The sequence below is a fragment of the Paenibacillus sp. FSL M8-0334 genome (assembly GCF_038000405.1).
Lineage (GTDB): Bacteria > Bacillota > Bacilli > Paenibacillales > Paenibacillaceae > Paenibacillus_AQ > Paenibacillus_AQ campinasensis.
Map to the genome: position 1 here is coordinate 666,050 of NZ_JBBOCH010000001.1, position 21,837 is coordinate 687,886.

Genomic DNA, 21,837 nt, shown 5'->3' on the forward strand with positions numbered 1-21,837 from the left:
CCAATTAGGCTTCTACGGCTGCTGCTACAGGAGCAACTTCAACCGGGTAGACGCTCACTTTCTTGCGATCGCGACCCAGACGCTCGAATTTAACAACGCCATCAACTTTCGCAAACAAAGTATCATCTTTACCGATACCCACGTTTGTACCTGGATGAATTTTCGTTCCGCGTTGACGAACCAAGATGCTGCCGCCAGTCACGACTTGACCGTCCGCACGTTTCACACCAAGACGTTTCGCTTCACTGTCACGACCGTTCTTCGTGGAACCTACACCTTTTTTCGATGCGAATAACTGAAGATCCAATTTCAACATGTGGCCTACCTCCTTCTTAAAGTCATTTCATATCTTGTATTTGAATATACTCGCCGTATGAATCAGCAATTCCTTGCAACATAACAACCAGGGATTCGAGAAGCAGCTGAACTTGGCTAGCTGCGGATTCCTCCACCACAGACGGAAGCGATGCGCTTAAAAAGCCATTCTTCATCCGGGTTCTCATCACGGTTCCGGTAAGCGCCTCAATCGAATTAACCGTCCCCACCGTAATGCTGGACACGCCAGCACATACGATATCTTCGCCCGGATCGGCATAACCGGCATGGCCCTCAACCTTAAAACCGTGAATCCGGTTATCGTCCAATCGCAATATGTGTACAGTAATCAATTACTGCACCTTCTTACGCTTGGATTTTCTCGATTACGACTTTAGTGTAAGGCTGACGATGGCCTTGCTTCTTGTGGTAGTTTTTCTTCGGTTTGTATTTATATACAACGACCTTCTGGCCTTTACCGTGCTTCTCTACCTTCGCTGTTACAGATGCTCCGGAAACAACCGGCGTACCTGCTACCAAACCGTTCTCATTGGAAACGGCCAGTACACGGTCGAAAGTTACACTTTCACCGTCAGCAGCATTCAGCTTCTCGATGAACAATACATCGCCCTCTTGAACTTTGTATTGTTTACCACCAGTTTCGATAATAGCGTACATTTGCTTGCACCTCCCTATGTCTCAGACTCGCCTGATTCAGGTGTCCACTCACGCCCTCAGGGTGAATGTCCTTGTGAACCCAACCGGAGCGGTTACAGCATGTGCAGCAAGATCACTAAACACATACTCAATGATGATAGCACATACCACTCTGCCAGTCAACACATTATCCCTCTACCACACCCCTGCCGCCACAGGCCGGGCACGGCTTGTACGAGAGAAGCAAGACGCTTTCCCTTGCTTTTTTTCGCGTCATTTCAAGCAGCCCCAGCTTCGTCCAGCCTACGATGTAGCTTTTGGACCGATCCTTGGCCATCACCTTCTCGATCGCTGCCGTAACCTGCTGCCGGTGCTCTTCTCTATCCATGTCGATGAAATCAATCATGATGATGCCCCCGATGTCTCTCAAACGAAGCAGCCCGGCAATCTCTTCAGCGGCAAGCAGATTGGCGCGCAGCACCGTCTCCTCAAAGTTGTCTCCGCCGATAAATCTGGCGGTATTGACATCGACGACGGTCATCGCTTCGGTGTGGTCAATGACGACTGCAACTCCTTCTGGCAGCATGATTTTACGCGAGAAACGCATTTTCAATTGCTCGTCCACGCCATACCGCTGAAACAGAGGCATAGCATCCCTGTATAGCTGTACGTTGGGCTCCCCTTCGTTGACCCTGTCTTTCAAATAGACGGCTGCTTCCGCCCCCTTGGCTTCATCATCAATGATCAGTTCATCGGAGTCCGGGTCAAACATGTCGCGAATAAACCGCTGCAAAATGCCAAGATCCCGGTGCAGCAGCGCCGGTGCAGCAGCGCGCGACGCTTTGCTCTGAATCATCTCCCACTCCTCTCGGAGATATTCCAGATCGTTTAATATCGTCTGTTCCGGCTCATCCTCGGCAACCGTCCGCATAATGAACCCCTCTTCCCCCATTTTCAGACGCTCCCCGATCATCCTCAGACGATCGCGTTCCCCCTCGCTCTGAATTTTTTTGGAGACAGCCACATAGTCTGCGGTTGGCATATATACGGTGCATCGCCCCGGGAGCGAATAATGCGTCGTAATCCGCGGGCCCTTGCCTCCCCTCGCATCCTTCATGACCTGCACCATTACTTCCTGGCCGACATGAAGAAGCTCCGAGATGGATGGTTTGGGCTTCGGCTGCTTCTCCAGATGTGGATGCAGCACATCGTCCACATACAGGAACGCATTTTTTTTCAATCCGATATCTACAAAAGCCGCCTGCATGCCAGGCAGCACATTAACGACCTTCCCCAGGTAAAAACTGCCCACGATGCTTTGCTGGCGGCTGCGTTCGGCCGCGTATTCCACCAGCTTCCCATCTTCAATGAGAGCCATCTGAACGGTATCGTCGTGGCAGTGTACTAACATTTGCTTCATGGCTTCACCTCTTCAATGGAAGACACTCCTATCCTTCTATCCTATCACAAACAGAGCCGTTACGAACGAATAACATCCGCTTGCGAGAGGCTAGCGTCTTCCTCTGACAACTTCTTGTATTATGAATATAAGAGCGGATCTTGAGTAGAAAAAAAAGAAGAGATAACCCGCTGTTCGGGCACCACTGCCATTAAGCTTCCTCTTCGGTTCATCACGTAAATCAGATGATATTTCTCTCGCTTAAATAGACGCATAATATCGCTCAAAGGTTTCGCAGAATCGGCAACAATCGGCTGGGCAGTACCGATGCTTTCCGGACTCTGCTCATACAGCTCACTGCGCTGAACCAGAAACCTTAAGAAACGGTAATGGACATTTCGAAGATCCTCTATATTGGAATAAGCGAGAAACATACCAATCATCAGCAGGTTGAGCTGTATGCCTCCTCCGTTCAGGAGCGGCAACAGGCTGTATCCAACCATGATCAGACTGAACACTATGCCGATGCGGGATGCCCATAATAGTGTCGCGTGATAGGGAGCGACCAGACTGATCGCGGCCTGCAGCACTTTCCCCCCATCCAGCGGGAGCACCGGCAGCAGATTGAATAACGCAATCATCATGTTGCCTTGAATGATATAGTCAAGAAACGCGGCCTCGCCTAAGCCCAGCGTTTTGCACAGCAGCGCAAGACCGATCATGATCACATTTTGCAGCGGTCCTGCCAGCGCAATCGTTATTTCTTTCAGCGCTGTCATCCCTCCGTTTTCTTCAATGACAGCGACCCCGCCAAAGGGAAGCATCTGAATTGAACGGACCTTGCAGCCCAGCGCCGCTGCGGCAAAGGCATGACCAAGCTCATGGATAAAAACGATAATAAACAAGGTGATCAGCTCGAGAAATCGCCCGGTAATGACGGAAGCCAGCATCACAAGCACAAAAAGAGGATGCAGTGAAATGACCGTTCCTCTAATGTTAATCAAACGGAATCACTTCCGCCGGATCGACGCTCCGGTTCCCTTCTTTCAGCTCAAAATACAGCGCCGGCAGCCCGCCTGCTTCCGATAAGGATAAGATGCCGATAACCTCTCCGCCTTCCACCCAATCATTCACCTTCAGATGCGTTTCTCCGAGCCTGCTGTACATCGCTCTTCGCTCACCGGTATGCTGAATCACAATCGTATAGCCGTTATCCGGCGTCTCCTTCACCTCAAGCACACGGCCGGTTTCAATGCTGCGGACCTCCCGGTTAGCCAGCGATCCCCCCGTTGCCTCCAGTACAATTCCTTTCAGATCCACAGCAAATGATTGCACGAGTCGCCCCTCCAGCGGCGCTGCAAGCGTCGAGTGTGCATTCACCTTGGTGGATGATCCTTCCGTCTGGCCAAAAATCGGGATAAAGGAAGGCGCGCCTCCAAAATGGTCCTCATACCACGCCTGCGCAGCCTGGAAATCCATCTCACGACTCAAGCTTTCGATAACAAAAGCTTGCGCGCGCACGGCCCATGGATGCTGTATGTTAAACACTCCCCATACGAGCCCGAACACGAGCGTGCTGACGACAAGCCTGCGAAGCAGACTGTTCATAAACGAGGCTCTGCGAGGGGGCTCGCCGGGGTCCTCGGGATCCGCGCCGGGCGGTCCGTACCAGCTGCGGTACCGCTGCTTCCACAGCTTCTCCGGATCAGGCTCATCCCCTGCCGCAAGCGGTTCCAGTCTGCCGCCCGGTCGCGGGCTCGGCGCCTCTTGTACGGCGCGGACGCCGCTCGTTCTCTGCCCCGGCTCCTGCGAATGATCTCGCACCGTGGGCGTGAGCTCGAATCCGTCATCCTGGCCCGCACCTCCTTCCAGAAGCTCGCGAATCCGCGCCTCTCTACGGTGTCTTACCGATGATTTTATATCCATGCTCCATTCCCCCTGGGGCTTGTTTTACTCTATCCTATGAATTCATGAAAGATGTTTAGAACAAGCCCTACGCCTCGGTCAGCATGAAAATCCGCGGCCATAGTCTTCCAGGCAGCCTAACGAACAATGAACACGCACAAAAAAACCGATGCCAGGCCGGCACCGGTTTTCCCTTGTGTTGGTTACATTCCGAAAAACTTTTTGAATCGGGTGAACATCCCCTGCTTCTGATGAATCTGCATCAAAGGGACCGTATCGCCCAAAATCCGGCGTGCGATGTTCCGATAAGCAATCGCAGCCTGAGAGCTTGGATTCATCACCGTAGGCTCCCCCGAATTGGCAGCCTTAATGACCATCTCATCATCAGGCACGATCCCGATCAGATCGATGTTCAGCACCTGTAGCACATCCTCAATGTCCAGCATGTCCCCCGATTTAACCATGTTCGGGCGAATCCGGTTGAGGATCAGTTTCGGCGATTCGACTTGCGAGCTTTCCAGCAGGCCGATGATTCGGTCGGCGTCGCGAACAGCCGCATTCTCCGGTGTAGTTACCACGATCGCTTTGTCAGCGCCGGCAATCGCATTTTTAAATCCTTGCTCAATACCGGCCGGACAATCAATAATGACATATTCAAACTCTTTCTTCAGCTCCAGAATGATATCTTTGACCTGCTCCGGAGATACTGCGTTTTTGTCCTTGGTCTGTGCAGCCGGAAGCATGTACAGCTCGTCAAACCGTTTATCCTTGATAAGCGCTTGATTGAGACGACACCGTCCCTCCGCAACATCACATAGATCGTAAATGATCCGATTCTCAAGACCCATCACAACATCCAGATTACGAAGGCCGATATCCGTGTCAACCAAACATACCTTTTTTCCGAGCAGTGCCAAAGCTGTGCCGATGTTCGCAGATGTCGTTGTTTTGCCAACGCCACCTTTTCCTGAGGTTACGACGATTGCCTCTCCCATGTTCTACACCCCTTTAAACACATTAAAATCCCGGCCCAAGCGCGCTATGTTACTGATTTTGTCAATCTCCATACTTCCGTCCTTTAAATAAGCAAACTCCATAACCGTCTCCCGTGTTTCCCATTCGTCCGGCGGTCTGCTGATCATTTGGGAAATACGCAGCTGGGTGGGGGCAAAGTAGGACGCCGCGATTATCGCATCTTCATTGCCGTCGATACCGGCATGCGCTGTGCCGCGCAGCGCTCCCAATATGTAAATATCACCGGTACACGTAATGGTGCCCCCGGGATTCACGTCACCCAAAAACAACAGGTCTCCGTCATGATGAAGCACCTGTCCGGAACGCACCATGCCTGTTTTCAAGGTCAGCCCTCCGGTCTTCTCCTCCTCGGAGTCGGACGGCGGTGCTTCAATGTTGCGAATCAGCAGATTTCCCTTCTGCTTTAATATATCAATAATGGTCTGCTTCTCTTCTTCGGTCACTTGCCGTGATCCCAGCTTGACATCAACATGAATAATGGGACCTGTCAAAATGTTCTGATGACTATGCTCCAGCTTGTAACGGAGCTCGCCAAGCAGCTCTTCAAGCTCACACTCATCATCAAGCAGGAATACCAGGCCGTCTTTTACGCCCTTGATCGTCACATGATTGGATTTTACAGCCATAAGCCTGTCCCTCCCATCCTCATACACTTCGCGCTCCTACCTTCAAGTTCCTGCTAGTCTTCGTTAAATTGTCTTGGGGATGGTTCAGGATGTCTGGTTCCGCTTGGATTTCGCAATGATCTCCAGCTGCTTCCGAAGCGGAACATAGATGATGAGAGCAAAGACAAAATGAACAAGGAGATTCGGGAGCATGTGGTGAAGCAAAGCCCAGTCATAGGAAGACTGGCTCAGGCTGAACACCTTGTAGATCCCGAACAATGTGCTGTCAAACAACAGGCTTCCGAGCAATACGACGGTCATCATAATCGGCAGCGGGGCCCGCGGCATCTGGAACAGAAGTCCCATAATATATGCGGATACCCCCATGGCAAACGAGTACGTGCCGATCATTTCACCATAATAGATTACATCATGAATCATTCCGAATATCAGACCAAGCACGAGTCCGGTATGGCGATGATAATAGACAGAGACAAACAATATCGCCACAAATACGAAGTTCGGATAAATCTGAAGCTGCCAGGAGCTTGGCGTCAGCCAGAAGAATACCGTGCCTTGGAGAATGAACAGCAAGAACAGAAGCAGAAAAAGCACTTGTTTGCGTTTCATATCACTCCGGCTCCTCTGGGGTGAACACCACGATCACATGCTTCCAGTCCTGGAAGCTGGCCGCTGGCACGATGGAGGCCGTGCGCGTCTGACCGTAATCGCTCGTTCTAACTTCATCAACCGTGCCGATGATCATTCCTTGCGGAATCAAACCGCCAATGCCGGAGGAAATAATCTGATCTCCCTCTTCGATCGGATCATCTTCAGGAATACGCATCATCTCTAGCATACCGGTCTTCTCGTTATAACTTTCGATGATGCCAAAGGTTGCCTTGTGATCCGCCGTCGCCGTTTCCTTCCCGACAGCGGTAACCGCAATCGGTTGAGGGTTCGGATCTTGTTCATCCATTGCGGTCAACAGCTTGACGGTCGACGTGAAATTGCTGACACTGCTGACGACGCCCACCATGCCTTCGACCGAGGTGACGGACATATTCACACGCACCCCGTCGCGTTCACCAAGATCAATAACCAAGGTTCTGTTATTCGGATCCGAATTGACACTGATTACCTGCGCGACCCGGTATACATATTCGTATCGCTGCTTCTGATGCTCCGTGAAATTCATGATGTTCTGAAGTTCATCATAATTTGCCTTCATCATATTATAAGAAGCGCTTTCGCGTGAATATTGAGCAACCGCTTTTCTCAGCCTCTCATTTTCATCATAGATTTCCCTCATGTTGCGCACATCTTCAAAGAAGCCCGCTATATATGAAGCGGGCTTGTAGAAGATGCTCTGCACAAAACCTACCGTGTCCCTCATAAATTTCTCGGGCCAAGACAAGGAGGCTCTCGGGCCGAGCGTAAATCCCATTATGGCGATGAACGCCACCAGCCCGATAAGCGCAATAAATAATCGTTTGTTGCCTAGCAGCTTAAACAGTTGCAACACCCTCTAACCTAACTGTTTTCTCTCCCACCAAGGGTTGACACATGCCCTGTACCTTCTACCGTTTCGAACGCACGGCAGAGCTGCTCCGGGATTTGAACAGATGAATATTATCAAGCGCTTTTCCAGTGCCAATCGCTACACAGTCGAGCGGGTTCTCGGCAACGATCACCGGCATTCCGGTCTCTTCGGCCAGCAACTTGTCCAGATTGCGGAGCAAAGCGCCGCCGCCGGTAAGTACGATGCCGCGATCCATAATATCGGCCGCAAGCTCAGGCGGACATTTCTCCAGCGTGACCTTAACAGCATCCACGATGGCATTGATCGTATCTGCCAGCGCTTCGCTGATCTCATCGGACGTGATCGTAATTGTCTTCGGCAGTCCTGTTACGAGATCGCGCCCGCGAATCTCCATCGTTTCCACCGTTTCAAGCGGCATGGCAGAGCCAACTTCCATCTTGAGCAGTTCGGAAGTACGCTCACCGATCATCAGATTATATTGCCGTTTGATATACGATATGATCGACTCATCCATTTCATCACCGGCAACGCGAACCGAGCGGCTGGTTACGATTCCGCCAAGGGAAATTACAGCCACTTCCGTCGTTCCTCCGCCGATATCCACCACCATGCTTCCTGTCGGCTCCCATACCGGCAGGTCCGCTCCGATGGCGGCTGCGAACGGCTCTTCGATCGTATAGGCCTCGCGTGCGCCCGCCTGCTTGGTTGCGTCCTCTACGGCGCGCTGCTCAACCGCAGTAATACCGGATGGCACGCACACCATCACGTTCGGATGACGCGGGAAAATCGAGCGCTGCTTCTGCGCCTGACGGATGAAATACTTGATCATCGTAGCCGTCGTGTCAAAATCGGCAATAACGCCGTCCTTCATCGGACGAATGGCACGAATGTTGCCCGGCGTACGGCCGATCATTTTTTTGGCGGATTCACCTACCGCCTCGATGCTTTTTGTATCTGTACGCAGAGCGACCACAGAGGGCTCTCTAACGACGATTCCTTTGCCTCGAACATAGACGAGCGTATTCGCCGTCCCCAAATCAATTCCTAAATCCTTCGTAAAACCACCAAACATGCTGTATCTCCCTTTCCTTCTCAATCTGAACTATTATATTACATCAGGCCCCGTTCCTTCAAACTGACAAATGTCCCGTCCCCGATGATCAAATGATCAAGCACATCGATTCCGACAATCCGGCCCGCCTCAACCAGCCGAGCGGTCATCGAAATATCCTCCGGACTCGGCGTTGGGTCACCGCTTGGATGATTATGGGCGCAGACCAGTGAAGCGCTGCTGCATTTGATCGCGGCTCTGAACACCTCGCGCGGATGCACAATCGAAGCGTTCAAGCTCCCCATGGACAGCGTTTCTTGGGCAATGACGTGATTTTTCGTATTTAAAAACAAACAAACAAAATGCTCTTTCTGGAGATACCGCATCTGTTCACTCAGCAGCTCCGCCGCATCGTGCGGACTGCGAATGATGACAGGCTCCACATTTCTCGAGGCTGCCAAACGCCGCCCCAGCTCAACACCGGCCTTCAGCTGGATCGCCTTGGCCGTTCCGATTCCTTTAATTTGCGTAATTTCCTCGATGCTCAGGTCCACGAGCTGCCGAATGCCGCCCGCCTCCTTCAACAGCCGCTGGGCTATATGTACAGCAGACTCCCGGTGCGTTCCCGTCCGCAGCAGTATCGCCAGCAGTTCAGCATGGCTCAAAGCGCTCGCCCCATATCGCATCATGCGTTCTCTAGGTCGTTCATCATGGGGGATGTCGCGCAGCAGTACAGTTGGCGACTCCATAAGTTCCCCTCTTTTCCTAGTTCTACAAAAAAACAAAATGCACCGGACTGATGTATCCGGCACTTATCGCTTACGGATCAGTTAATACCTCTATGCCCATCTCTGAGAGCATATCCGACAGCATGGATAGCGGAAGTCCGACGACCGTAAAATAATCGCCATCAATGCGCTCCACAATGGTCGCTCCCAGCCCTTGAATTCCGTAGGCCCCCGCTTTATCCGCCGGCTCGCCGGACTTCACATACGCACGGATCGCTTCCGGGCTTAAAGCCTTCATCTTCACCCGGGTGACGCTGTGACGGACAAGCCTTGCGCCTGAGAGCAGGTCCAGACAGGCTACGCCGGTATACACGAGATGCTCGCGCCCTTGCAGACGGCTCAGCATGCCAGCCGCATCTTCTTCATCGACCGGTTTGCCGAGCACTTCCGAATCCAGTACAACAACGGTGTCACTTCCAAGAACGATACCGGCCTGTGAAGCGTCAGCCAGCCTGCCATATACGGCCTCTGCTTTGCGGAGCGCCAAAGACTCCACAATCCGATCCGGAGACCAGTCATCCGGCGTATTCTCGTCCGCTTCACTTGCCATAACATCAAACGGTATACGCAGCGAAGCCAGCAGTTCCCGGCGCCGGGGAGAAGTGGAGGCAAGTATGATCCGACGTGTGCTGTTATCGTTCAAGGGGTTCGTCTCCTTTGTCTTCAAAGCCTGCGGTACAGCCAAATCGCTGTAATAATGCCGATCAGACCGAGCAGGCAAATCTCAAATTCAATCGTGATATCGTAGCGAATAATGTCAAAGTTAGCCCGAGGGGACCATGTAATAGGCGTAGAAGCCGTTAAAAATGATAGAGCTTTAACGGGCTGCAGCGCTTTGGCTATCCATGTTCCGGTGAGCCAGCCGAGCAGCAAAAACAAGATTAGGATTCCTGTATTCTTCTTCATCCATCCTCTTCCCTCGCCATTATTTGACACCTTAATTATTATACGTTGAATCGATAAGCAATACAAACAGAAATCCGGCCAGGGCAACTATTTCCAGTTCCCGGCCGGATTTCGTTTAAGCTTGATATTACAAGGCATGCAGGAGCCGCTTTTGGCCCATGACATAGTCCATCATACCCGTTTGTATTTCCCACAAATGCCCCTTGGATCGATTTTTGTTGTATTCCGACAGGGCCATGATCGCACTGTTCATTGCCTGCTCCATCCGGTGCATAAGCTCCCCCGCCTCAGGACCCGCTCCTGCAGACATAGACCCGCTGGCCATGATCCATTGCTGATGCAGCTGTGTGATGCGATCCATGACGCCTGCCTCGACGACCGTCGGTTCGCTTTGTCCAAGCAGGGTGGCCGACAGCGCGCTGAGCTCAGCCACCAGTTGCCCGCCTGATTCAAAATAAGCCTCGCCATTCGGCAATTCTCCCGCAAATACGGCAGATGCCGCCCCAGGAACCGTCATCTCGCGAACGTACAGCTCGACCCCTTCGCTTTTCAGCTGGTTGCTCAGCAGCTTGGCCTGCTCCCGGTCTGGTGAAATCCCCGCATACACCCGATTTTCCTCATCAGGATCTCCGCCTGCTGCAATGCCGGCTTGCAGCAGCTCCTGTTTCGCCTGCTCGGCCCGCTCCGGCGTGCTGAATACGCCATATTGAAGCATATAGAAGGTCTGTCCGGCAGTCTGTTCGGCAGGCGGAATCCCTGGAGTCTGTCCTGACTGTTCCCCAGCCGTACCTCCCGTATCCGGACCTGCTGCAGTTTCATCTCCAATCGGATTATCCGGACCTGCGGCCGATGAAGGGGCGACCTCTCCCTGGATCGTTGTGTCACGTCCCGGGGCTTCTTCAATCCTTCCACTTTCAAAAAATGAAAGCACAGCGTAACCGAATATGACCCCTGTCATGACAGCCCCCATCACCGCGGCCGTCATCTTCCAGAACGAGGTCGGATTCCGCTTCCGATAATAGCCGTAGTCCTCAGTGGATAGTGGAGAGTCCTCCTGAAACGCCGTGCTTCTCCCATCCTGCTCCGATGAGTCCTCCGGGAGCAGGATGGGAGGTGCATGATGCCCGCTGCGATCCATAGGATGGGAAGCATCCGTTATCTCATCATAGCGGCTCTCGTCCCACTCGTCATGCCAGTATTCATCATATCTGCTCCCGGAAATATCCACCGGGCTGCGATCAGCTTCGGCCATCCGCCGCCGCTCTTCTGCCAGCCGTCCGTTTCTTCTCCCTGTATAAGCGTTTCCGCTCCATTCGTCCGCATCGTTGTCCTCCGGCGGCTTATCGGGCCAACCAACAGGCTGGAGCCAATCGATCCCCGCTTGCGGCACGGATTTCGGCACAGGCTGCAGGTACTCTTCCGTAAACTCGTCATGATCCTTATTCCGTTCCTTCGGGGTACCGTGGTCAAAACGGATCGTCATCCGCGCCTTGTTCATACACACCCACCTCACTTGTCCTTCTACCCTAGCTATATGACAAGGCCGAGGAACATATGAGTCGCGATTGTCCAAATAAAGAAACAACCCATACGCCAGCTCTTTCATGAGCTGAGGTACGGGTTGTCGTACGGATGATGTGAGGCGGCCGCCAGCGCGCTCGCCGCATCAGCATGCCGTCTACTCAACACTTACTTCTTGGATTTGATGGAATCCGCGAGGGCCGCGCCTACTTTCCAAATGTCGCCGGCACCCATCGTCAGCACAAGATCCCCTTCTTTCACACGCCCTGCAAGATCGCTCAACACATCTTCCTTCGTAGGCAGATAGCGGGCACCGCTGTTGCTGTTCTGCACGATCAGCTCCACCAGCCGGGCAGAGCTTACCCCTTCGATCTGCTTCTCCCCCGCCGGGGAGTAAATGTCGGTGATGATCACCTCATCAGCCTCGCTAAAGGCCCGGCTGAAGGCATCCAGCAGGAAGAACGTCCGGGAATACCGCTGGGGCTGGAAAACGGCTATAATCCGTTTTCCTGTAGCCTTGGCCGCGCTGATCGTGGCCTCAATCTCCGTCGGGTGATGCGCATAGTCGTCGATAACGAGAATTCCTTTCGATTCTCCCAGCACCTGAAAGCGCCGTTTAGCCCCGTTAAACTTCACGATGGACTGCACAATCGACTCAAAGGAAATTCCCGCCTTCATGCAAGCGATGACCGTGGCCATGGCATTATATACATTATGCTTGCCCGGCACAGACAGCTCGATCGTTCCCAGCTTCTGCCCCCGGTGGAGCATGGTGAAGCTCACCTGGCGGTCGCCAAGCACAAGGTCAGTGGCCGTATAGTCGGCATCAGAGTGAATGCCATACGTCGTCACACTGCAATTCAGGTCTGGCAATATGGCCTGGATATTCTCATCATCCGCGCAGACCACCGCCGTACCATCTTTCTTGATTTGTCCCAAAAATTGAACGTAAGCGGACTTCAGACGATCAAAGTCGCCGTCGTAGTTCTCCAGGTGGTCCGCTTCAATGTTAAGCACGATGCCGAGCCACGGATGATACTGCAGGAACGAGCCGTCGCTTTCGTCAGCTTCAGCCACCACATGCTCACCTTGTCCCGCTTTGGCATTCGTCCCTACATTCATAATTTCTCCGCCGATGATGAAGGTCGGATCGGCTCCGCAATCCTCCATCACCAAGGCGATCATGGAGGAGGTCGTCGTTTTGCCGTGAGCTCCCGCAACGGCTACCCCTTTGCGCTCGTTCAACAGCCGGGCCAGCATTTGCGAGCGGTGAAGGACCGGAATGTTCATATTTTCCGCAGCAACCCGCTCCACATTATCCTTAGGCAGCGCCGTGGAATAAACGACCACATCCGCACCGTGCACCTGCTCCGCAGTATGTCCTATATAAATTTTGGCGCCTTTGGCCGCCAGCTTTTCTGTCAATTCCTGAGAAGCCACATCCGATCCCGTGACTTTATATCCCATTTCCAGCATTACTCGTGCAATGGCGCTCATCCCGTAGCCGCCAATTCCGATAAAATGAACATGTTCTGATGTATTCAACAGATCTCACCAACCTTTTTCAGCATCGGAAAGTCCCAGGAGGCTGGAACGCACGTCGGCGATCAGATATAACGTGCCCGACACCACCCCAAGGTCCTCCGCTTCTGTCCGTGACTTCAATTGCTCCAGTGCGTTTTTCCAATCCGGCTCTACGATGATTTGCAGTGTCGGTTTGGCATATTGCTCCCTTAACTGCTCTGCGATGTCTCCTAACGCCTTGGCGTCCATTTTTTTCCGGAAATCCGGTTCAGTCAGGATAAGCGTATCCACTATAGGCAGTATATGCTGCAAATAGGAATCATGATGCTTATTTGCCAGCATTCCCATCATGAAGTTGAGCTTTCGATACTTGTAGATCTGGGGCAGGCTATTGGCGAGCGATTCAGCCCCTTCCGGGTTATGCGCGCCGTCAACGACAATGCGCGGTGATGACATCACCTGTTCAAGCCGTCCGGCCCAGAAGGTATCCTTGAATCCCTGCTTCAGGTCATCCTCTTCAATGATAAAAGCCAGATACTGTCGCAGCACCTCCAGCGTCATCATGGCCAGCGCCGCATTCGCGCACTGATGCGCTCCCTGCATCGCGATGTCCAGCTCCAAGCTGCGGAACGGCCCTTCAAACCGGAACGTTTGTCCCTCTTCGTCTCCATTCAGCCGCTCGTACGTAAACTGCTCACCCGCCAGATACAGGGTCGTGCGGTTGCGCTCTACCGTTTCCTTCAGTATGGCAATTGCTTCTGGCTGGGTCACAGTGCTCACGACAGGAACGCCAGGCTTGATAATCCCCGCCTTTTCCGCAGCGATCGCTTCGATTGTATCTCCCAGCACATCCGTATGATCCATCCCGATGTTTGTAATGACAGACACGATCGGATGAACGATGTTCGTCACATCCAGACGTCCGCCAAGCCCGGTTTCCCACACAACCACATCGGGGTAGGTCTCCTCGGCATAGTACAGAATGGCCAGCGCCGTGGACACCTCGAACATCGTCGGAGAGCCAAGCTCTGTCTCCGACACTTCGCTCACGAGAGGCAGCAGCCGGTTAGCCAGCTTCAGCAGCGTCTCCTCGGGAATATCCTCGCCGTTGTACTGGAAACGGTTCGTAAACTTCGTGATATACGGTGACGTGTAGGTGCCTACCGTAAATCCCCCTGCCAGCAGCGCTTTGGTCAGGAATGCACAGGTCGATCCCTTCCCGTTCGTGCCGGCAACATGAATGAATTTCAAGCGGCGCTCGGGATGCCCCAAACGCTCCATCAGCCACTGTATTCGATCCATTCCCGGACGTATGCCAAACGAAACCAGGCTATTGATCCAGGCCACAGCCTTTTCATAGCTTTCAAGAGGGGCTGTCGTAACAGCCCCGGATTGATCCACCATATTTCTCACCTTCTGGTCAAGATTCGTCATCCGTTAGCCCCTCAATTCTTCGATGCGGGCAATTACTTTGCTGCGTTTGTCAGAATAGTCTGCCAGTTTGGCACGTTCTTCTTCAATTACCTTTGCAGGCGCCTTCGATACAAAGCCCGGATTGCCCAGCTTCTTCTCGACACGCTCGACTTCGCTGTTCAAATGCTCGATTTCCTTCTCCAGACGGGCAATCTCCTGGGCGATGTCAATCAGACCCGCCAGCGGGAGGAACAGCTCTGCTCCTGTGACAACAGCGGTCATCGCTTTATCCGGCGCTTCCAGCGAAACGGAGGAACGATAGTCCGAGGTGTTGCAGAAACGACGAATATAGTCGGCATTTCGCTCGATAATGTTGTAGGTATGCTCATCCACCGGCTTCAGCTGCAGCTCGATTTTTTTGCTCATCGGAACGTTCACTTCAGCGCGGATGTTACGCACGGCACGAATCACGTCCATCAGCAGGTTCATTTCGGACACCGCCTCCGCATGCTCCAAAGCTGGGTCATACTCCGGCCAAGCCGCCAGCATGATCGTTTCGCCTTCATGCGGCAGATGCTGCCAGATTTCCTCCGAGATGAACGGCATGAACGGATGAATCAGGCGCATCGTCCGGTCCAGAACATAGACAAGCACGGACTGAGTCTTCTTCTTGGCTGCTTGATCCTCGCCGTAAAGAGACAGCTTCGCAAACTCGATATACCAGTCGCACAGATCATCCCAGATAAAGTTATAGAGCAGTCGACCGGTTTCGCCAAACTCGTAGGCATCTATTAGACGCGTAATGTCGCGTGAAGTTTCGTTCAGGCGGTGAAGAATCCAGCGGTCCGCTGTGCCGAGCTCGCCGGAAATATCGATATCTTCCACCTTGAACCCTTCCAGGTTCATCAGCGCAAACCGTGAAGCGTTCCAGATCTTGTTCGCAAAATTCCGCGCCTGCTCGACACGCTCCCAGCGGAATCTAAGATCCTGACCAGGCGTAATGCCGGTAGAGATCATATAGCGCATCGCATCCGCGCCATAGCGCTCGATCACATCCAGCGGATCAACCCCGTTGCCGAGTGACTTGGACATCTTCTTGCCTTCCGCATCGCGGACGAGACCGTGCATAAGCACGTCCTTGAACGGAATCTGCTCCGTAAATTCCAGCGCGGTGAAAATCATGCGTGCCACCCAGAAATAAATGATGTCATATCCGGTTACCAGCACATCGGTTGGGTAATAACGCTTGAAATCTTCGGTCTGTTCCGGCCAGCCCAGCGTGGAGAACGGCCACAGCGCCGAACTGAACCACGTATCCAGAACGTCCTCATCCTGCTTCAGCTGGCTGCTTCCGCATTTCGAGCAGGTCTGGAGATCCTCGCGGGACACATGCAGCTCACCGCAGTCCTCGCAATACCACGCCGGAATCCGGTGTCCCCACCACAGCTGTCTAGAAATACACCAGTCGCGGACATTTTCGATCCATTGCAGATATGTTTTCTCGAACCGTTCCGGGACAAAATGAACGCCTTTTCCGGATTTCTGTGCTGCAATGGCTTGTTCAGCCAGCGGCTTCATTTTAACGAACCATTGGGTGGACAGATACGGCTCAACAACGGCGCCAGAGCGCTCGCTATGGCCAACCTGATGAACGTGATCCTCAATTTTCACCAGCACGCCGGCTTCCTTCAGATCGTTCACGATCTGCTTCCGGCATTCGCTGCGGTCCAGCCCCTGGTACTTGCCTGCAAATTCATTCATCGTACCCGATTCATCCATCACAATGATTTGCGGAAGATTGTGGCGAAGTCCCATCTCGAAGTCGTTCGGATCATGCGCAGGCGTAATCTTTACCGCACCGCTGCCGAATTCCTTCTCGACGTATTCGTCGGCAATAACCGGAATTTCGCGGCCGACAATCGGCAGCACCAGCGTCTTGCCGATCATATCCTTGTAGCGCTCATCCTTCGGATGAACGGCCACGGCCGTATCCCCAAGCATCGTCTCAGGACGCGTAGTCGCCACCGTAATGCTGCCGCTGCCGTCCTTAAGCGGATAGGTCAGGTGATATAAATGCCCTTGCACTTCTTTATATTCAACTTCGATGTCAGACAACGCCGTGCGCGCTGCCGGGTCCCAGTTGATGATATATTTCCCGCGGTAGATCAAGCCTTTCTCATACAGCTTGACAAACACTTCGCGAACCGCCTTGGACAATCCCTCGTCCAATGTGAAGCGCTCCCTGGAATAGTCGAGAGACAACCCCATTTTCGACCACTGCTCACGGATCGTATCGGCATACTGCCCCTTCCATTCCCATACCTTCTCTAGGAATTTCTCCCGTCCCAGATCATGACGGCTGATTCCGCTCTCACGAAGCTTCTGCTCAACCTTCGTCTGGGTGGCGATGCCCGCATGGTCCGATCCCGGCAGCCACAGCGCATCATAGCCCTGCATCCGCTTCACCCGGATCAAAATGTCCTGAAGGGTAAAGTCCAGCGCATGGCCAATATGCAGCATCCCGGTTACGTTAGGCGGGGGAATAACAATCGTAAAAGGCTTGGCGTCGGGACGTTGTCCCGCTCGAAAGAAGCCGCCTTCCTTCCAGTACGGATACCATTTCTGTTCAGCTGCCTTCGGATCATACGTCGTCGGCATCTGGTTTGTTGCCTGATTTTCTTTGAGCTCCATGTTTGTACCTCCGTTATTGTTAATCATCATTGCCAAGCTGAAATGTTTTCATAAAGCCCGGCTGAACCATTTCTGCAAGCAAAAACAAAAAAAGTCTTTCGTCCTCAAAGGACGAAAGACTGTGCTCTCGCGGTACCACCTTTGTTTCGCGGTGACTTCGTTTCAAAGATTGGACTTATCCACTAAAAGACTGTCAACACGACACTTTATACAGGTAACGGCTGCAGCCGGCATGCTCTACACTCACGGACGGGACTTCCGCCATGTACTACGATTCAAGCATGCAACTCCCGGGTGACTGTTCGCAAAAGCCGTTGCCTGCGGAATCTCACAGCGTACACAATCCCGCTCTCTGAAGGTCAGCCTTCCTACTTCTCCCGTTCATCGTCATTATTCTTTGAAACTTCTGTGCTTCATTATATTCCAATATTAACGTGCTTGTTCCATATAGTCAATATTTCGAGTATTTCCGAGCCCAAAGCTCTGTATACCTATGTAAAAATAGCGATAATCATCTTCCTGGCCATATATGCCTCTATCCGACAAATCTAGACATTTTCATGCGGCACTTGCATCAGGAGCCTCGTGCGCAAATGCAGCAAGCAGCAGACCAAGGAGCCTCTCCCCTTGACCTGCTGCTGTGCGGCGCTCCCCCATATGGTGTGACTTCTATTACTGAGGGATATATAAAACCTGACCTTCTTCGATTGTTTGCTCGGACATCCGGTTATACAGCAGCAGCTCCCGCGGCGTTAACTGATAGCGCTCGGCAATCAGCTCCAGCGTCTCTTCACGCTGCACGATGCACATTCTTACTTTGCGGAACGGCGATTCTTCCTGTCTGCTGCCCAAAAACAGGCTCTTCCACTGCACATCCTCCGCTGCCGATGTCTCCGCCGTTTCCTCCACCATTTCTTCCTCTTCACGGGCCAGCGCTTCGTCCTGATCCTGGACGGTCCGGCTCGATTGCAGCAGCGAGGAGAAACCAAGGTTTTCACCGCTTGGCTTGTCGCTCGTCTTCGTGGTGAAGGCTACCTTCGGTTCAGGTCTGGCTTGAACCTCTTCCTCCTGAATCGAGGATGCTTCCAGGGCGCTGTTATCAGCCGAATAGGCCTCCAGCGACTGGTTCACTTCAGTCTGACTCGACTCCAGCACTGGCAGCTGATCCGATTCCGGCTGGCGATCGGTTAAGCCCGGAAAAACGGAGGCTTGTTCTTCCGGCGCCTGCTCAGGTTGAGCCCCGCGCTCAAACTGCCATACACTCGGGAATGACGGCTCAGCTTCAGGTTCGGCAGCCCCCTCCTTATGTAAGGCAGGCTCCGCTGCATCGCCGAAATTCTGGGCAAAAGCTTCTGTTGGCTCCGCGGCTTCCCCAAACGGTTCTGCCCGGCTTGCCTCTTCTTCCTGAGCTTGAGCTGCCTGCTCAAACGATTGATCCACCTCAGGCCAAGCCGGTATTCCACCGCTGCCAGCCTGTATTTGCTGTCCTTCCTGCTCTGCCTGCAGACGAATCTGACGCTCATACTCGGCCCAGGAAGCCAAATATTGATCGGTGCGGTTCTCTCCGGCAGGTTCAGCCTCAATAACACGGTCGTGAATCGGTTCGCCGTGTCCCGCCTCAGGCTGTGATGCAGCAGATGAAGAGCCCGGCTCTGAATCGAATTGGCTTAGCTTCAAGTAGGTCTCAGCTGCCTCCTGCTCTGCTTGGTCGGGAGCATGTACCACGGTAAATTCCTCGCCGCTCCAGGAAGCTTCGCGCGTCTGCTTCGCAGCAGCCTGAATGCCTTTCAATGACAGTACGCCGGTAATGTTAAGGCTGCGTTTGGACAGTAGATCCACATCGAAATTCTCGATCTCAACAGCAATGTCATCCAGCGAAGACACGCGGTTTAGAGGCACGGTAATTTCAACCGGAATCCAATGCTCCAGCGGCTCCGTTTCCCCTGCTTCACTATCGCCTTTATACAATCCGGCCAATAGCAAATGGCCTCGAAGCGTCGCCTGGTCCTGCTGGCTGATCACCTGAATGTGAGGGATCAATTCGGCCTCTTCTAGTTCATCGATTCCCGGCAAATCTTCCGCTAAATTGATTCTTTCGTAAATATCAAACCGCAATCCGTAGGACTGGTCAAACACGGGAATGTCCTCCTTTCGGCATATACTATCCGTGAAGCTGTCCCTCACGGCATGAGCCCATTTTTGCCACTCAACTTATCTATATGCCGAAAATAGAAGAGCATGACTTTTTTGACGATAGAACTAGGAAAGAAACAAGCTGTCCTCTTTCAGCTGTAACATATCCTCCGGCCACGGAGCTAACACCTCAATCTGCTCTCCGGTTAACGGGTGAGCGAAGATCAAGCGTTCACCATGCAGCGCCTGTCTGCCGAACGGTCTGGCATTGCCGCCATACAGCGAATCTCCAATCAGCGGATGTCCCATGTGGCTCATATGCACACGAATCTGATGCGTTCTGCCGGTTTCCAGCCGCAGCCGCAGCAGACTGGCGTAGCGGCTCCTTTCCACCGACAAGATATGCGTTACCGCTTGCTGCCCGGTGAGAGACACTCGGCGACGGCTGCGGTGATGCCGGTCTTTACCGATCGGCAGATCAATCGTCGTCAATCCATCCTGCACCTGTCCTTGAACGATGGCCGCATAGATACGGGCGATTTTTTTCTCACGCATGTCCTCATCCAGCTTGAGCTGCGCATATTCATTCTTCGCATAGAGCACCGGTCCGGTTGTATCCTTGTCAAGCCGATGGATAGGACGGACGGCCGTATGAAGGCCGGAAGCCTGATAGTACGCCGCAACCGCATGGTTCAGGGTCAGTTCCTCCCCCCCGGTACTATCTCCGTGGACATTGATCCCGGCAGGCTTGTTCGCCACCAGACAGAAATCATCCTCATACAGCACCTCCAGCTCATGCCATACAGGCTCCACGCCATACTCACGATACGGAAAAAGGATCAGCCGCAGCCGATCCCCTCTCCACTCGATCCCCCGCTCATGACGGAGCTTGCGGTACAGCTTCTCAGGCATGCCTACCGTTTCCAGCAGCCACTGACGAGCCGCCTCTTCCCGGTCTGCCTGGCCCGCGATGGACTTGCCGGGGATCAGCTCCAGCCACTCCCCCCGTTTATCCCAGCTTCCCTGATAGCTCATAAGCTTCGGAACGCCTGAGTGCATGCTTCAATCGTAGCGTCGATATCCTGCTCGGTGTGGACGCCGGAAATAAACATGCCCTCAAACTGTGACGGCGGCACGCTGATGCCCTCTTGAATCATCAATGCAAAGTAACGGCGGAACATGTCAAGATCGCTTGTCTTGGCGGTATCAAAGTTCACTACCGGGGTATCGGTGAAGAACGGACACACCATGGAGCCGACCCGATTCACCGACATCGGGATGCCAAACTCCTTCGCCCCTTGCTCGATTCCTGCTTGGAGTCTTGCACCTAATCTCTCAAGGCGGTCATATACTTCAGGCGTCAGCAGCTTCAGCGTCGTGTAGCCTGCCGCCATCGCCAGCGGATTGCCGCTCAGCGTTCCCGCCTGGTAAATTGGCCCTGCCGGAGCGATCTGCTCCATAATCTCGCGCTTGCCGCCATATGCGCCGACCGGAAGCCCGCCGCCGATCACCTTGCCAAGACAGGTCAAATCCGGCGTAACATTGTAGCGTCCTTGTGCACTATGAAGCCCTACGCGGAATCCGGTCATCACCTCATCAAAAATCAGCAGGCTGCCGTAATCCGAAGTCAGCTTGCGCAGTCCTTCCAGGAAGCCTTCCGCCGGAGGCACAACGCCCATATTGCCCGCCACCGGTTCCACGATAACAGCCGCGATCTCCTCGCCGAAACGCTCGAACGCCAGCTGAATCGACTCCAGGTCGTTGTAAGGCACGGCGATGGTGTTCGCCGCAACCGTTTCCGGCACGCCGGGGCTGTCCGGAAGTCCCAATGTAGCGATGCCCGAGCCGGCTTTAATGAGCAGACTGTCCGCATGTCCATGATAGGAGCCTTCGAATTTAATAATTTTGCTCCGGCCAGTATAACCACGGGCCAGACGAATCGCACTCATCGTTGCTTCCGTTCCCGAGTTGACCATGCGCACGACTTCAATCGATGGCACCCGTTCGCAAACCAGCTTTGCCATCTCGGTCTCCAGCAAGGTCGGGGCACCGAAGCTTGTCCCCTTCTCTGCCGTTTCCTTCAGCGCTTCAACCACTTCAGGATGGGCATGTCCCATAATAAGCGGGCCCCAAGAGCCTACATAGTCAATAAAGCTGTTTCCGTCGATATCATACACTCGGCTGCCTTCCCCGCGATCCATGTAGATCGGTGTCAAGCCGACGGATTTGAACGCCCGAACCGGACTGTTGACGCCCCCGGGAATATACTGCTTCGCTTCTTCAAAAGCAGAACGCGACAGCTGCTCTTTACGCAAACCTTCACTCATATCATGCACTCCTAACTGTACTAA

Annotated in this window: 21 protein-coding genes and 1 other annotated feature; all 21 genes read right to left on the reverse strand. The window is 53.3% G+C overall.

All coding sequences use genetic code 11. The annotated features are described in order from the left end of the window. Nucleotides 1-4: 4 nt before the first annotated feature. The 21 genes from rpmA to hemL all read right to left on the reverse strand — a co-directional run bounded on the left by rpmA (nucleotide 5) and on the right by hemL (nucleotide 21,813). Nucleotides 5-316 (reverse strand): 50S ribosomal protein L27, encoded by a 312-nt coding sequence (gene rpmA / locus MKX64_RS02970; RefSeq protein ID WP_095267801.1) that lies wholly within the window; start codon nucleotides 314-316, stop codon nucleotides 5-7. A 22-nt stretch (nucleotides 317-338) separates the two neighbouring features. Continuing rightward, complete coding sequence (locus MKX64_RS02975) at nucleotides 339-668, reverse strand: ribosomal-processing cysteine protease Prp (protein WP_095399266.1); 330 nt, start codon at nucleotides 666-668, stop codon at nucleotides 339-341. Between the two features lie 13 nt (nucleotides 669-681). Further along, nucleotides 682-993 (reverse strand): 50S ribosomal protein L21, encoded by a 312-nt coding sequence (gene rplU, locus MKX64_RS02980; protein ID WP_095267799.1) that lies wholly within the window; start codon nucleotides 991-993, stop codon nucleotides 682-684. A 166-nt stretch (nucleotides 994-1,159) separates the two neighbouring features. Further along, the gene (locus tag MKX64_RS02985; protein ID WP_095267798.1) at nucleotides 1,160-2,392 is read right to left on the reverse strand and encodes an Rne/Rng family ribonuclease; all 1,233 of its coding nucleotides are present in this window, start codon (nucleotides 2,390-2,392) and stop codon (nucleotides 1,160-1,162) included. A 119-nt stretch (nucleotides 2,393-2,511) separates the two neighbouring features. Beyond that, complete coding sequence (locus tag MKX64_RS02990) at nucleotides 2,512-3,375, reverse strand: M50 family metallopeptidase (protein ID WP_341035307.1); 864 nt, start codon at nucleotides 3,373-3,375, stop codon at nucleotides 2,512-2,514. Beyond that, complete coding sequence (locus tag MKX64_RS02995; RefSeq protein ID WP_095399264.1) at nucleotides 3,368-4,297, reverse strand: M23 family metallopeptidase; 930 nt, start codon at nucleotides 4,295-4,297, stop codon at nucleotides 3,368-3,370. Before MKX64_RS02995 ends, MKX64_RS02990 begins: the two co-directional genes overlap by 8 nt. A 182-nt stretch (nucleotides 4,298-4,479) precedes the next feature. Then, nucleotides 4,480-5,271 (reverse strand): septum site-determining protein MinD, encoded by a 792-nt coding sequence (minD, locus tag MKX64_RS03000; RefSeq protein WP_095267795.1) that lies wholly within the window; start codon nucleotides 5,269-5,271, stop codon nucleotides 4,480-4,482. Nucleotides 5,272-5,274: 3 nt separating this feature from the next. Further along, nucleotides 5,275-5,937 (reverse strand): septum site-determining protein MinC, encoded by a 663-nt coding sequence (locus MKX64_RS03005; RefSeq protein WP_155618602.1) that lies wholly within the window; start codon nucleotides 5,935-5,937, stop codon nucleotides 5,275-5,277. Between the two features lie 84 nt (nucleotides 5,938-6,021). Beyond that, nucleotides 6,022-6,546, reverse strand: a complete 525-nt coding sequence (gene mreD / locus MKX64_RS03010) for a rod shape-determining protein MreD (protein WP_095267793.1) — start codon at nucleotides 6,544-6,546, stop codon at nucleotides 6,022-6,024. 1 nt (nucleotide 6,547) lies between these two features. After that, on the reverse strand, nucleotides 6,548-7,441 hold the full coding sequence (mreC, locus tag MKX64_RS03015; protein WP_095267792.1) for a rod shape-determining protein MreC: 894 nt from the start codon (nucleotides 7,439-7,441) through the stop codon (nucleotides 6,548-6,550). A 55-nt stretch (nucleotides 7,442-7,496) separates the two neighbouring features. Then, nucleotides 7,497-8,531 (reverse strand): rod shape-determining protein, encoded by a 1,035-nt coding sequence (locus MKX64_RS03020; protein WP_155618600.1) that lies wholly within the window; start codon nucleotides 8,529-8,531, stop codon nucleotides 7,497-7,499. A 38-nt stretch (nucleotides 8,532-8,569) separates the two neighbouring features. Then, nucleotides 8,570-9,259 carry a RadC family protein gene (gene radC, locus MKX64_RS03025; RefSeq protein ID WP_095267790.1) on the reverse strand — a complete coding sequence of 230 codons (690 nt, stop codon included), beginning with the start codon at nucleotides 9,257-9,259 and terminating at the stop codon, nucleotides 8,570-8,572. Between the two features lie 70 nt (nucleotides 9,260-9,329). Continuing rightward, nucleotides 9,330-9,941 (reverse strand): Maf family protein, encoded by a 612-nt coding sequence (locus tag MKX64_RS03030; RefSeq protein ID WP_095267789.1) that lies wholly within the window; start codon nucleotides 9,939-9,941, stop codon nucleotides 9,330-9,332. A 20-nt stretch (nucleotides 9,942-9,961) separates the two neighbouring features. Continuing rightward, nucleotides 9,962-10,204 carry a DUF4321 domain-containing protein gene (locus MKX64_RS03035; protein WP_095267788.1) on the reverse strand — a complete coding sequence of 81 codons (243 nt, stop codon included), beginning with the start codon at nucleotides 10,202-10,204 and terminating at the stop codon, nucleotides 9,962-9,964. 127 nt (nucleotides 10,205-10,331) lie between these two features. Further along, the gene (locus MKX64_RS03040; protein WP_341035309.1) at nucleotides 10,332-11,702 is read right to left on the reverse strand and encodes an SPOR domain-containing protein; all 1,371 of its coding nucleotides are present in this window, start codon (nucleotides 11,700-11,702) and stop codon (nucleotides 10,332-10,334) included. 191 nt (nucleotides 11,703-11,893) lie between these two features. After that, nucleotides 11,894-13,270, reverse strand: coding sequence for a UDP-N-acetylmuramate--L-alanine ligase (murC, locus tag MKX64_RS03045; protein ID WP_095267786.1), 1,377 nt, complete (start codon nucleotides 13,268-13,270; stop codon nucleotides 11,894-11,896). A gap of 6 nt (nucleotides 13,271-13,276) precedes the next feature. Continuing rightward, nucleotides 13,277-14,683 carry a bifunctional folylpolyglutamate synthase/dihydrofolate synthase gene (locus tag MKX64_RS03050; protein ID WP_445670813.1) on the reverse strand — a complete coding sequence of 469 codons (1,407 nt, stop codon included), beginning with the start codon at nucleotides 14,681-14,683 and terminating at the stop codon, nucleotides 13,277-13,279. 3 nt (nucleotides 14,684-14,686) lie between these two features. After that, a complete protein-coding gene (locus tag MKX64_RS03055; protein WP_095399259.1) occupies nucleotides 14,687-17,353 on the reverse strand; it encodes a valine--tRNA ligase in 2,667 nt (888 codons plus the stop codon). Between the two features lie 104 nt (nucleotides 17,354-17,457). Then, nucleotides 17,458-17,747: a binding site (T-box leader), on the reverse strand. Between the two features lie 278 nt (nucleotides 17,748-18,025). Beyond that, a complete protein-coding gene (locus tag MKX64_RS03060; protein ID WP_341035310.1) occupies nucleotides 18,026-19,489 on the reverse strand; it encodes a LysM peptidoglycan-binding domain-containing protein in 1,464 nt (487 codons plus the stop codon). 123 nt (nucleotides 19,490-19,612) lie between these two features. Further along, nucleotides 19,613-20,521: an RluA family pseudouridine synthase gene (locus MKX64_RS03065; RefSeq protein WP_341035311.1), complete on the reverse strand. Its 909-nt coding sequence runs from the start codon at nucleotides 20,519-20,521 to the stop codon at nucleotides 19,613-19,615. Beyond that, nucleotides 20,518-21,813 (reverse strand): glutamate-1-semialdehyde 2,1-aminomutase, encoded by a 1,296-nt coding sequence (hemL, locus tag MKX64_RS03070; protein ID WP_095267781.1) that lies wholly within the window; start codon nucleotides 21,811-21,813, stop codon nucleotides 20,518-20,520. The genes MKX64_RS03065 and hemL overlap by 4 nt, the downstream gene beginning before the upstream one ends. Between the last annotated feature and the right edge of the window lie 24 nt (nucleotides 21,814-21,837).